This window comes from Sphingobacterium sp. UBA5996 (genome assembly GCF_002429765.1).
GTDB lineage: Bacteria > Bacteroidota > Bacteroidia > Sphingobacteriales > Sphingobacteriaceae > Sphingobacterium.
Genome location: NZ_DJAS01000016.1, coordinates 141,581 through 155,330, shown reverse-complemented (window position 1 = coordinate 155,330; position 13,750 = coordinate 141,581). Strand labels below are relative to the sequence as shown.

9 protein-coding genes are annotated in these 13,750 nt (G+C 44.6%); 5 read left to right on the top strand and 4 right to left on the bottom strand.

Annotated features, from left to right (window positions below; genetic code table 11):
• Positions 1-12: 12 nt before the first annotated feature.
• The 4 genes from B3E00_RS12670 to B3E00_RS12655 form a co-directional block, all read right to left on the bottom strand.
• The gene (locus tag B3E00_RS12670) at positions 13-3,621 is read right to left on the bottom strand and encodes a SusC/RagA family TonB-linked outer membrane protein (RefSeq protein ID WP_293938661.1); all 3,609 of its coding nucleotides are present in this window, start codon (positions 3,619-3,621) and stop codon (positions 13-15) included.
• A 31-nt stretch (positions 3,622-3,652) separates the two neighbouring features.
• A complete protein-coding gene (locus B3E00_RS12665; protein ID WP_293938659.1) occupies positions 3,653-4,816 on the bottom strand; it encodes a FecR family protein in 1,164 nt (387 codons plus the stop codon).
• Between the two features lie 56 nt (positions 4,817-4,872).
• Positions 4,873-5,457: an RNA polymerase sigma factor gene (locus B3E00_RS12660; protein WP_209579346.1), complete on the bottom strand. Its 585-nt coding sequence runs from the start codon at positions 5,455-5,457 to the stop codon at positions 4,873-4,875.
• A 177-nt stretch (positions 5,458-5,634) separates the two neighbouring features.
• Positions 5,635-5,976 carry a helix-turn-helix domain-containing protein gene (locus tag B3E00_RS12655; protein WP_293938657.1) on the bottom strand — a complete coding sequence of 114 codons (342 nt, stop codon included), beginning with the start codon at positions 5,974-5,976 and terminating at the stop codon, positions 5,635-5,637.
• 274 nt (positions 5,977-6,250) lie between these two features.
• Between B3E00_RS12655 and B3E00_RS12650 the strand changes: the two genes are divergently transcribed.
• The 5 genes from B3E00_RS12650 (at position 6,251) to B3E00_RS12630 (ending at position 13,747) form a co-directional block, all read left to right on the top strand.
• Positions 6,251-6,805, top strand: coding sequence for an RNA polymerase sigma factor (locus B3E00_RS12650; RefSeq protein ID WP_293879800.1), 555 nt, complete (start codon positions 6,251-6,253; stop codon positions 6,803-6,805).
• Positions 6,806-6,851: 46 nt separating this feature from the next.
• Positions 6,852-7,892: a FecR family protein gene (locus tag B3E00_RS12645; RefSeq protein WP_293938655.1), complete on the top strand. Its 1,041-nt coding sequence runs from the start codon at positions 6,852-6,854 to the stop codon at positions 7,890-7,892.
• A 159-nt stretch (positions 7,893-8,051) separates the two neighbouring features.
• The gene (locus tag B3E00_RS12640; protein WP_293938654.1) at positions 8,052-11,258 is read left to right on the top strand and encodes a SusC/RagA family TonB-linked outer membrane protein; all 3,207 of its coding nucleotides are present in this window, start codon (positions 8,052-8,054) and stop codon (positions 11,256-11,258) included.
• Positions 11,259-11,263: 5 nt separating this feature from the next.
• Positions 11,264-12,859 (top strand): RagB/SusD family nutrient uptake outer membrane protein, encoded by a 1,596-nt coding sequence (locus B3E00_RS12635; protein WP_293938652.1) that lies wholly within the window; start codon positions 11,264-11,266, stop codon positions 12,857-12,859.
• A gap of 12 nt (positions 12,860-12,871) precedes the next feature.
• Positions 12,872-13,747, top strand: a complete 876-nt coding sequence (locus tag B3E00_RS12630; RefSeq protein WP_293887187.1) for an endonuclease/exonuclease/phosphatase family protein — start codon at positions 12,872-12,874, stop codon at positions 13,745-13,747.
• The last annotated feature ends 3 nt before the right edge of the window (positions 13,748-13,750 follow it).

The following is a 13,750-nucleotide window of genomic DNA, read 5'->3' as shown; positions in this document are numbered from 1 at the left end:
CGTAGATTCGGGTTAAAAAGTTAATGAAAGTCCCATCAGGAATGATTTTGCCAGGGGCAAGGTGCGTGTTCCACTATTGAGCGAATAGGATTCTGGATCGATATCATTGCCGGCAGCGCTCCATGTCCATAAATTGTTGACCTGCGCCGTTAATCTGACGTTTTGCATGCCGGCTTTATGGGCCAATTGCTTAGGCAATTGATAGCCTACGGCTATATTTCGCAGCTTGATGTAATCTGCCGAAACAATCTGCTGATCGCTATAGCGCCATAATTTTGATAGGGTGCTCGCCCCACTCCGTAGGTTGTCTGGATAATCGACCAGTAGCCGGGGATAGTCGTTATTGGCCCCTTCTGCCCAGCGGTTCACCAAACCCGCGTTGGTCAGTTCATCGCTTGCGAAGTCGATGGCATCTTTGCGCAATTTATGTCCACCGGAGAAGACAAACATCGCCGAAAGATCAAACGCTTTATAGCGCAGACGCTGATTGATGGATCCTGTATATTTTGGAAACAATGTCCCTAAGTTGACCAATGCATCGGGTGAATTGATATCATTGATCTTTGTAGGGGTGCCATTTTCATCATAAACAACATTGGAGTCGCCGTTTTGATCCAGAAAATAAGGGTAACCATTCATCATGCCGGCATAGCGATAGGCGAGTACAGCATTATAGCTGTTGCCTTCGAAAAAGTAATTGCTAGGTGAGCCAACATAGGACTGCGCGGTCGCTGTTAATCCGTTTACTTTCTCGACCTTGTTTTTGTTGAAGGAGAATAACAGTTGGGTGCTTGCTGTTAAATTTTTCTTTTTGAGCCACACGCCATTGATGTTAAACTCGATCCCTTTGTTGCGTAATGCCCCATTGTTGATAACACGTGAATTGGCTCCGACGGTTGGGTCGAGTATAGCACTGATCAACAAATCCGAACTGTAGCGATTATAGGCATCGATAGTGGCGGACAGGCGGTTGTCTAAAATTGAAATATCTACACCGAGGTTTGTCGTTGCTGTTTTCTCCCAGCGCAACATGGGATTGGGCAACGATTTTTGTTCAAGATACTGTAGGTAGGGAAACAGCTTATCCGATTTCCAGGTGGCCGTACCATAGCTGGAACTTTCCTGGTCGACGTTGCCGGTAATACCGTACGTTGCGCGCAGCTTGAGCGAGTTTAGCCAGTCGCTGTTTTTCATAAAGTCTTCGTTGCTGACATTCCACCCTGCTCCGACAGACCATAAAGGGCGGTATCTAAACTTTGGATCTACCCCAAAGAGATCAGCCTGATCGACACGTATGCTTCCCGTAAGGTTGTATCTGTTGTTATAGGTATAGCCGGCATTGGCATACAGCGAGGTATAGCGGTGTAAAGTTTCTTTTTGTGCACCGCCGTTTAAGTCGCCCAAGCGGACATTGCCCCCATAGATATAACTCGATATACCGGTCTTACTCAATGTGGCCCAGTCGATGGTGGTGGAGGTCAATGTAACGGGATTGTACCCCACAAGCAATTGTTGGATAGGGCGCGGTGTATGCGACTGACGCATCTCGAAGCCGGCCAGGGCGGTTAGCTGATGCTGGCCATATTGGCCAAAGGTATTATCATAATTAAATTGATTCCGGAACGTATAGTTGTACCGTTTGGATTCGAATTGATAGTAACGGCCTCCGGCTGGCAGATTTTTGGTGTATACTCCCGTCGCCGCATTGTAGCTGACCATTGCGTTTGAGGCAACACGCATCATGTAGTTATCTTCGTCGTAGAAGCTTTCACGGGAAGTTTGCCCCAATTCATAGGAAAACTGTGTTTGAAACGAGAGGCCTTTATAAATAGTGGCCCGCAACGCTGTAAATGCGCGAAGACTTAGATTCTTGTTGCTCTCGATGCCTTCGCCTAAGGCTTCAAGCACATTAAAGGCGGTACTTTTTAAATTTGGGTTTGCAGCAATCTGTTCTGCTGTCTCGCCGTTAATGGCCGATCCGGGTCCGACGGAACTTGAAAGGTCAACGTAAGGCGCATACACGAGGTTGCCATTTTCATCTTTGATGCGTGTATACCGTGGCTGTAAAAACAGATCATTGTAGACACCATCAGTTTGTTTGTTGACACCGTAGGTACCGTTCAGTCCCACTGTCGCATTTAGCCATTTGGTGACGTTGAAGCTGGATTTCAAATACAGGTTGAATTTCTCATTCTTCTCATGGCGTACTAGACCTTTTCCTTTATCGTAGTTGAACGAAACAAAGGTGTTGCTTTTGGACGAATTCTGTGAAATGCTGGCGTTATATCGTTGGCGTGATTCATTCTGCCAGATATTGTCGGTAAATTCTTTAATATAATCGTTGTTGCGCCAGGTATTGATCGTCGCATCGCGTTCTTGCTGGCTAATGGCCCCGGTAGATTCTTTACGGAATAGATCGTACAGTGGCGAATAGTATTTTAAATTGCCGCTGCCCAGCTTTCCATAGTAATTGAATAGCGATTCGGTGTTTGCGTAGCGTGAACGTTCTTTGTTGTAGACATCGATTTCGTAATCGATCAGATCGGATGTGCTGGCGTAATGCATCTTGGCGATATCCGGTTTTTGCGTGATGAACTGATCGACATTGAAGTTGACGGAAACTCCTTGGCCTTTTCCTCTTTTTGTGGTGACGACTATAACGCCATTGGCTGCGCGGGCGCCATAGATGGATGCTGCTGTTGCGTCTTTCAGTACGGTAACGGACTCGACGTCATAGGGGTTGATGTCGCTCAGGGTGAACTCGGTGGGTAAATCGTCCACGACAATAAGCGGATTGGTAGTGACACTATTGGAGTAGGTACCGATACCACGAAGGATGGGCTTGTCTGCATCAGAACGTGTTGGGTTTTTGATATAGGTCAATCCGGCCACCTGGCCTTCGAGCGCAGAAATTAAGTCGACGTTGATCTGTTTGTTTAACTGGTCATTGTTGACCATGGTATATGCTCCAGGGCTACGCTCTTTGCTGATGCGTTGATATCCTGTGATCATAATTTCGTTGAGCATAGACTCTTTTGCGCTCAGCATGACCCGCACAGGCCGCGCCATTTGCTCTGGACTGAAGCGCATGACCTTTTCATTAAAAGACACATGGCTAAAGGACAGCTGGATGTCGGCGGAGCTGGCAACATTCAGTTCAAAATCGCCATCTCCGGAACTCATCGTCTGGCTATTATCCTGTAGATTATGAATAGACACGCCGGGAATAGTATGGCCCAAACTGTCGATTACTTTACCGCGTACAAGCTGACCAGTGGTGGATGCCGCTTTGCGATAAAGGATGATGCGCTTGTTTTCCAGACGGTAACTGAAGGGTTGATCCTTAAACAAAATGGACAACGCGTCCTCAACGCTCGAGAGTTTGAGGTTGACACTGATTGGACGGGCTGATTTTAACAGGTTGCCGTCAAAAACAAATTCGTAGCCGTAGCGATCCGATAGGCTTGTAATCACTTCTTTGACCTCGGCATTTTTAAAATTTAATTGAACCTGTTGAGCATGTAGTTCGTAGGGATCAATCATGCTCATCAGGGCAATTCCAGCGACCAAACTCAAGTATTTCCGCAAAAATACCGGTCGCTTTGGGGTTAGGTAGGACATGGTAGATGTAGGTTAATGTAAAATTTAGTTTTTATTTTTTATACGTAGTTTTTAAGGTGATTTTTTTATTGTTCAATTGAAAATGGAGGCCGCTTGCTTCGTTTAAGAGGTTCAACATTTCCTGTAACGGTATATTTTTTCGGACCTTCATATAGATCGATTGATCGGTAGGTAGTGTGATGGTATCGACTTCGACGCCATACCATCTGGACAAATCAGCGAGGATGACACGGAGCGACTGATCGCGGTAGTCAAAGTAGCCTGCGGTCCAGGCGGTAGCTTGCTTTGGCGCGACCTGCTCCCGATGTATGCCATTGTGGTCGGTGATGGCTGTTTCCCCGGGATGAAGCACAATGCGCTGAGCCGTTCCGGATTTGCTCAACGCGATCCGGCCGGACAGCAGGGAGGTGGTGACCTGTCCGTCACTCGCATAATTTCGTACGTTGAAAACGGTGCCCAGCACTTCGACGTTTGTGGCTCCAGCGTGTACAGTAAATGGTCTTTGTGCTTGGTGAGCTACATCGAAATAGCCTTCTCCTTCTAAAGAGACTTCTCTTTTGACAGCATCAAAAGGAACCTGAAAGGTGAGGGTAGATGCTGCATTCATCGTAATCTTGGTGCCATCTTCCAAAATAATCCTAAAGTCGGAATTGGGGGTATAGATGGTTTGCAGACTTGGGGTTTTTCCTGTTGCGGTGACTTTAACCGTTTGGCTGTCGATACGAGCAAATGCGATTTCGCCGATCTGCCATGCCGAATCTGTTTTTGGTAAAATGGCGATTTCTTTGCCAGACTTATCTCTAACATATAAGGTAGGTGCTGATGGTGCAGCAATATCGGAAGGTGCCACGCGCTGTGCGAGGTAAAACCAGGTGGCCAATCCGGCAACCAGTAGAATGGAAGCGGCAGCCCACCACTGCTGTTTGTATCTTAAACGAAGCGGTTGTTTGTTCGTTTGGTTTAATCCTTCTGATTGGTTTAGCCTATCTTCCAATCTTTCTTTAATACGGGCGATATGGGACGCAAAAGGTTGATCGATTTGATGTTCGTCAATATCGATCGAGGCCAAAGAAGTGAGCTGTTCGAGCTCTTCGTCGCTGGCACGTTCAAAATAGTGGAGCAGTCTATCGAGGTCGACACGATTGATACTTCCATCTAAATAGTTCTTGTAAATATTTTCTATTTTTTTTGCCATATCTATAAGTTAATACGCAACTTATTAGCAAAAACACTATCGTTGTGGTGTTTTTTTTAAAAAAAATAGAATGTGACAAGAATTGCTAAAATCTCTTCATAATGGTCTTGCACAAATTGGCGGATATGTTGGTTGGATTTGACCATGGCATTACTCACGGTGGATACTGAAATATGCAATTGCTTAGCTACCTCTTCGTAGCTTTTTTGCTCTATTTTGCATAGCACAAATATTTCTCTTCTACGCTCACTTAGGGTGTTGAGCGCTTTTTCTAATAATGCGGATTGTTTTTCTTCGATATCAACCTCTTTTTCCATCAGGTAAAGCTGCTCAAAATGCTGGTATAAATTTTCCTGCATCGCGGCTTCCTTCGCTAATTTTCTATACCAGGAGATCACATCATTTTTAGCAATTGTAAAAATCCAGGATTTAAAACTTCGAGTGGGGTCAATGGTCGATCTTTTTTGCCAGACTTTTAGAAATACATCCTGCACGAGCTCTTCACTGACCTGCCGATCTTTGACCATTCGAAAAATAGTAGAAAATAGGGCATGGCTATACTGATCATATAAGGCAAAAAAAGCTTGTTCGTCGCCATGGGAAAGCGAAATCAATAGCTTATTTTCTGCAGTAATATCCATAGTAAACTTTTCAACGGTCAGATCCTATGCGGTTTAAATCTGAAGCCAGCTGTCAAATTTACAACTTTTCGGCTTAATACTTCCTATTGCGGGCAATAGTTTTCTGCCGACAGTATGCTATGCTGTAAAATGTGGATAGGCTGGCTGGAGAGGACTGTTGACTTCCGTTACCGGAGCTTATGGCGTTGGATTATCTTTTTCTAATTGCTCATAGAGCTCAATGATTTTTTTGCGGAGCTGGATAACCTCATCGCCTTTTTGTTGTAGCTTTTCGTTCAGGAGTCTTATTTCTTTGGTGTAATCTTTAACGTCGTCTGTCTCCGAATTGGATATCAGCTGCACCAATGTCAAATTAAATAACTTGGCGATTTGATTTAACCGAGAGAGGTTAAGATCTGTAATCCCTGTTTCCATTTTTGAAAATGCAGGAATTGAAACGTCCAATTTCTTTGCTACATCTTGTTGCGTCCAACCTTTTTGTTGCCTGAGCAACCTGATCTTTTTGCCTAGTGTTTTCATTTGAAGATTTGTAATGGGTTAAGGTACGAAAAAAAATGCATAAACAATTTTTTTGGTGTGGTATTAAAAAAGTAAGGGCTTAAATCTGGATAGGAAACAGACACTCGGCAGGGCTTATTTTTAGTTTGATTATTGATTTTAAATTTGTTATACTTGCCATGAGGGTTTCCAGCTCTTGTCTTGATGAAATAGACCTAAGTGATAACATAACCATTATTTCATGTAAGATTAATATTAAAAAGAGGAAATTAGCGAAAAATTTCTACCAGCTTTTATGTCTTGGATTGGATTTATACAGGGTAACCGAAGTTCATTTGAGGAAATCTACGATACTTATATCGATGATTTGTACAGCTATGGTAAGCAGTATCATTATGATAAGGATACCGTGTTGGATTGTATCCACGACCTTTTTGTGCACTTATTTGATAATCCAAAAATAGCGAAGGACGTTCAGGTGAAATATTATCTTTTCGCGGCGTTGCGGCGGAAGCTGCTGCGGCTGAAGGTGGAGACTGTGGCTATCGACTCGCTTTCGGAAGACATGTATTGGACGAATAGCCACGAACTTGAACTCATCAACGATGAGGTGGAAGCCGGTGTCGTGAAAGTAATCAAAGAAAAGGTAGATGCATTGCCGAAGCGGCAGCGGGAAGTACTTTTTTTGCGCTATTACCTCGATTTTTCCTACGACGAGATTGCGCAGATGATGGGGGTAAATGTGGAGACCTGCAGGACATTGACGTTTCGGGCAATCAAGCAATTAAAAGTGGAATTGAAGCCCATTGAACTTTTTACTATTTTTTATATTTTTTTTAATAGATTTTAGTCTATGTTTTTGAAAATTATGCTCTATAGTTATAAAAGCATAGTTTGTGAAAACCAAGAAAGAAAAATTTAAGCACATATTCAACCTCACGCCAGAGCAGGGCTTGTCGAAAGAAGATAAGGCAAAGCTCTTTGAGCGGATTGTCCGCAGTACAGCCAAAAGACGTACCCGTAGGTTGCTATTCTATATTGGGCCGCTCGCCGCTGTGGCCTGCCTGTTAGTTTGCTTCAAGCTGTTCTTTCCAAGGGATGCAGCAATGGAGCCGAAGCTTGATATCGAAAGGATAGCATCCATCAGCCAAACGTTGAATACACACAAAGATAGCCTCCAGCTTATTTCTGTTGATCCGCATACCGAAAGCCATGCGATTTCATTTTTGAACGTAAAGGGTTCATCTGACATACTCGACTTGATGGGGCCTGAGCCTAAAGCAGCTACACCTCAATACCATACCCTATTTGTTCCTTACGGAAAAAGGCAGGAGTTTACGTTGCCAGACCACTCCAAGGTATGGCTCAATGCAGGTTCATACCTCACCTACACTCCAGATATGCTGGGCAAACCCCGCGAAGTATACCTCAATGGCGAAGGATATTTTGATGTCGCTCATACGGGTACAACGTTTATCGTTAGAACAAAAAACGCATCCGTAAAAGTTTTGGGCACCAGCTTTAATCTATCGTCGTATGAAGAGGATAAAAAAATGGCTATTGAATTAATTACGGGCAAGGTCGAACTGAGCAGTCCGCATTTCAAAGACATCACCATGGTGCCAGGTCAATTGATTACATATGATCTGCAACGGCAGAAAGTCATCGTGGATAGTAAAGCGGAAGGGAATGAAATTTTATGGACTAAAAAGCAGCTTGTACTAGACCGTCTGTCTACGAAAGATCTGATCAAAAAATTGGAACGTATTTATAATGTACGCATTCATGCTGACCCATCGGTGCTGGAAAATGCAACAGTCTATTCTGGCAGGATCAATCTGGATGTTGATATACTGACTTCGCTAAGTACGATATATGCGCTGAGAAACTATAGGATAACACAAGTAGAAAAGGAGGTGTGGATAAACAACAATTGATTACTAACCATAAAATTGGATAAAGAGGAATTGCGGTCCCCTTTATCCGTTTAAATTAAACGTTTCTAAAAATTTAATTTCATCAAAATTATGAAAAAAAAACAGGTGGGACAAAATCTCTCCTCTAGACAATTATTGTCACCTAAAATTAGGTATAATATGAAGATAGGATCCCTTGCCATTACAGGAGTTTTACTTTCTGTCAGTGCACTCGCGTTTCCCCAGCGAATAACGCTCAAAATGAAAAATGTACCCTTGAAGCATTTTCTGCAATCTGTTCAAAAACAGACTGATATTGCGCTGCTTTACCCTGAAAATTTATTGGCCGACAAACGGATAAACGTCGATATTGACAAAGAGGAGCTGGTGCCAGCGCTAAGGCAGGTGCTCCGGAAATTTAATTTGACGATTGCACAGGGGGCTGGGCAAATCACTGTAATACCCGACCTGACTGCCCGCAGTCAGCCAATTAGCAGACCGGTTGTTTTCCAGGAAAAAGTAACGGTCAAAGGGCGCATTTTTAATACGGCTGAACCTCCTGTTCCTCTTTCGGGTGTTACGGTAGCTGAAAAAGGCGGGATGGCCACGTCGGTCTCGGACGATGAAGGCTATTATTCGATCACGATAGCTAAAGGGAGCAGGTTGTCGTTTTCGGCAGTTGGCTTCTTGAGCAAAGAGGTGCTGGTGAATAAGACCGAAGCGAACCTTACGGTATCGCTTAAGGAAAATGTCTCGGATCTGGATGAGGTGGTGGTCGTGGGGATGACGGAAATGCAGCGAAAACATATAGCCAGTTCTGTCGCCTCATTGGATATTAAATCCAATATCGAAGGAAAACCTATTACCAATCTTTCGCAGTCGCTGCAGGGCGGTGTTACAGGACTTACCGTTCAGCAAGGCTCAGGCCTGCCGGGGGGTGATGCGGCCAGTATTAAAATACGGGGTATTTCGACGTTAAATAATTCGGACCCGCTGGTGCTTGTCGACGGCGTACCCATGGATATGAATCATATCGATCCGGTAACGGTGGAGAGTGTAACCATATTAAAAGATGCGGCTGCAGCAGCTATATATGGTGCCAGGGCGGCGAACGGTGTTATTTTGGTGACGACCAAACGCGGGAAAGCGGGGCAGATCAATGTGCTCTACGATGGTTACTACGGTCAGCAATCGCCGACAATCCTCCCTGAATTTGTGGATGCGCCTACTTACATGCGTATGTATAACTATGCGCAGGTGGCCTCCGGAGGGCAAATATTGTATACGGATGAGCAGATTAGCAAAACCGAATCTGGGGAAGATCCCATCAATTATCCGAATACCAATTGGACGGATATTGTTATCGATGATTATAGTCCGCTAACCTCCCATTCTTTAGCTGTGAGCGGTGGAAATGATGTGGCGCGATTTGCGGTAACGGGCAATTACATGTATCAGAAAGGGATGTTGCCGCTCAACAAGATGGATCGCTTTAATATCCGTGCGAATACCTCCGTATCGCTTTCGAAGCGGTTTTTGATTAATCTGGATGTTTTGGGTATCAGACGGAATACCTTGTACCCAAACCGAACCATCGATAATGGAGGCAGCAGAATCTTGGACGACCTTTATCGGCTGCCGCCTACGGTACTGCCCAAATATCCACAAGAGGAGGGATGGCCAACCATCTATGGTCGGTATGCGGATATTGTCAACCCACTGGCTTATGAAGAGGTTGGCGGTACCATTGGGTATCAATATGATCAGGCAACAATCAATCTACAGCCAAAATGGTCTATTACTGACAATTTAAACTTGCGGGGGCAGTTTAGCTATAGGCTCAACAGTGATGTTTATAAGCAAAACCGGGATAATTTCTATTTCTTCGATTATTATACCAAACAGTTGGTACAGACCTGGGCGGTACAGCGGAATGCATATTCGGAGACCAGAAATACCTATTATTATTTGAGCGGCGCGCTGGATTACAACAAGACGTTCAAAAAGCATAATCTCTTTGCCATGGGTGGATTTTCTGTTGAAAAATTTAATGAGGGTTATTGGAAAGAATCGTCGTTGGTGTCGAGCTACGCGAAAGCAAATTATTCGTACGACAACCGCTATCTTGCCGAGCTATCCTTTCGTGCAGATGGTTCTTCCAAATTTGGCCCTGGAAAGAAATATGGTTATTTCCCGTCCATCGCATTGGGATGGAACCTACATAATGAAGCCTTTTTTCATGTGGATGCGATCAGTAATCTGAAGCTGAGGGCTTCGTATGGACAGCTTGGCAATGAGAATATTGGTTTATATCTGTACCAAAATCTTATCAATGCGACCAATGGAACAGAGTCTGTATGGGGTAATCCAAACATTACCTGGGAAAAGGTGAATATCCTGGATGTGGGCTTGGATCTGTCGGTTTTCAAAAATAAGCTTTCTTTGACCTTTGATTATTACGACAAAAAAACGAAGGATGTGCTTCTGAAACCTACTGTGGCACCCTCCGGCGCTATTGGTTCGGCTCCTTTGAATGCAGGTAAGGTGAGCAATACCGGAATGGAACTGTCGCTGAATTATAACGATAAGCTCGGCGATGACTTTAGTTTTTCGATAAGACCGGGCATCTCTTACAATAAGAATAAGATTACTGAACTATTGGGTGGTCCGTACTATTCGGGTATCTCGACGAATGAGGTGGGGTATGCTATAAAGAGTCATTATGGTTATGTAACGGATGGTATTTTGCAATATGCTGATTTTGCTACTGATAAAAAAACAGCATTGGTTCCGGCGCTCGCGGGCGAAGGCCCGGGCGATATCAAGTATGTTGACCTTAATGGCGACGGTATGATTGACGAGAGCGACCAAAAAGTGATCGGTGACCCTACGCCGAGGATCAATTATTTTAGTAATGTAAGTTTCAGTTACAAGAACTTCGATTTTGAGTTTTTGTTGCAGGGGGCAGGTAACCACGATTATTCGGCAAATCTCGGGGGTAAATCTGCCGGTTACTTATGGCATCCGCTGAACTTGAGTGCCTCGGGTGGTATCCCGACAACCTATCGGGCGGCGAATACCTGGCGCGAAAATAACCAGGATGCCATCTATCCTCGTTTGCTGGCAAATCCGGCAAATAACGTGCTGCGCAGTGACTTTTGGTTGTTTAATGCGAAGTACCTCCGTGTCAAATTTATTCAGGCTGGGTACCGATTGAATAGCGCCTACCTCAATAAATACGGAATTAAAAATGCGCGCTTTTACATCAATACGCAAAATCCTTTTCTCTTTACCAAATTGAAAATGGCTGATCCGGAGTCGCAAGGGGGATCGTGGACCTATGGTATGATGCGTATATTTTCTGTTGGGTTAACGGCTAATTTCTAATAAACATGAATACAATAAAAACTAAGATAAAATTACTGAGCCTACTTGTGGTGGTCCTGTCAACTAGCTCATGTGAAAAATTCCTGACGATCGACAGTCCGGACGGTGTATCGGACGAGCAGTGGTGGAATACAGAAACAGATGGGTATAATGCCTTGGGAACTGTTTATGCGGGAATACCGGGGGGCAGTTCTGGGCGGAACATCATGTATTATGCTGGACTTACGGACGAAGCCGTACAGCGCGGTGACTTTAAAGGTGATTACGACGGTTTCACCCGCGGCCTGGCCTCTAGCCGCTGGGGGGTGTCGAATAGCTTATGGGCAGATGATTATACGTGTATCCGTCGGGCCAACAGGTTTTTGGAAAACATAGACGGGGCTTATATTGATGCCGAACTGAAAGAAAGGATGAAGCTGGAGGCTAGGGCATTGAGAGCGTATTATCACATGGAATTGATGTTGGTGTTTGGTGATATCCCCTTATTGACCCAGTCTTTGACGCCGACGGAAAATCAGTCTTCTCGAACCGCTCAAAAAGAGGTATACGATTTTATTGTAGCCGAATTGAAGGACTGTGCTGCCAAGCTGCCGGCAAGTTATGTAAATGCTGATCGGTGGCGGATGACAAGCGGTGTTTGCCTATCGCTGCTGTCGCGACTGGGATTGTACTATAAAGATTTTGAACTTGCGAAGGCTTCGGCAAAGCAGGTGATCGACTCCAAAGTATATAAACTCTGGATCAGTACGACAAATAAAAATGACAGTTATTCGGAGCTCTTTAGCTACGCGGGTGAACTGAATGATGAACGGATATTTTTTAAAGAAAATGGCTGCGCGAATGCCTGGACATCTTTTGCTCCTTTTGGTATCGGGGGCGAAACTTATCTGTCGCCCACGAATACGGTAGTCAATAATTTTGAAACCAAACAGGGCAAGACCATCCAGGAGCTTGGACGTGACTCGGTGCTGATCTATCAGCGTAATCCAAATTATAAAAACAACAGGGATCCACGGTTGGCAGCGTCGGTTTTTTCACCGAACGATAAATTTCAGAACCAATATACCCTTGATCCTTTTTATAATCCGACAGATAAAATCGGTGAAACGAAGTCTACTGCCACAGGGTATTGGATAAAGAAATATATTGATGCCAGAGATCGTCAGGCTAAGAGCGGAAGTCTTGATTTTATGATCATACGCTATGCTGAAATATTGCTCAACTATGCGGAGGCAATGATAGAGACGGGGCAGTGGAGTAATGCTGAAACGCTTGCTGCGATCAATGAAGTGCGGGCAAGGGCAGCGATGCCTGCTGTTAACAGTGGGATATACGGCACGCAGGCAAAAATGCGCGATCTCATTCGTCGGGAGCGTCAGGCGGAACTTGCTTTTGAAGGAAGCCGTTATTTCGATATCCGCCGTTGGGGGATCGATGAAGCTGTAATGAATGGTGAGGTCTTTGGAGCCACAAACCCTAAAACGGGAGAACTTGTGCGGGTACAGAGCCGTATGTACAAAAGAAATCGCGAGGGCCTGTGGCCTATTCCAGAGGCTGAAATCATTGCAAATCGCAATATGGTGCAAAATCCAAATTATTAATATTTCATACTGATGAAAAAGAAAATAAAGATCGTTTTGTTGGGCCTGCTCCTGCTGCAGGCTGTTGTGGGCTTGCAGGGATGTCGCAAGACCTATAGTCCAGGTGATTGGAATTTGCTGCCGGCGAAAGAGCCGGAGCAGCCCCAGGAGCCCGATGATACAGCTACCAAAAGTTTGAAAGTGATGTCGCTCAATATGAATGTGGGTACAACCGTTGCGAACTTTGATGCTATGTTGGATCTGATTAAAGAATATGATCCTGACCTATTGTTTTTGCGGCAGGTGGATAGTGCGACGACCCGGGCGGGGAAAGTAGATCGTCCGGCTGCCATCGGGAAAGCATTGGGTATGGTATCCTATTTCAGGAAAAATATAGATTACCAGACGGGGGGATTTGGGAATGCCGTGTTGTCCAAATTTCCGGTGAAGGAGAAATATAGCCAATTGTTGAGTCGTGAGGAGGGGAGTACGGCCGAGCTTCGGAGTATGGTGATGATTAAAGTGGAGGTACAGGAAGGGCATGCACTGTATTTTGCGGGCACTGAGCTGGATCCATCGGTTGCCAATAACCGGGCGCTTCAAGTCGTTGACTTGCTCAATGCGACGGAGAAATTGATGCAACCCGTGATTTTGGTCGGTAATCTCAATGAACAGGAGTCGGCCAATGGTCCTGTACTATCTTATCTTAAGGGCAGCTTTACCTTTGCGTGTTTAGGTACTGGGTGCCCCTGGAATGCACCAAAAGATAAACCCACAGGTGTATTTGACTATATCACCTTTAAGAATATGGACGATAAGCTCCAACTCAGTAAATATGGCCCTTTTTCTAAATCGGCCAATAACTTTCTGCCGATGACTGCAGAGTTCAAATTAAAACTTCCTAAATAAATT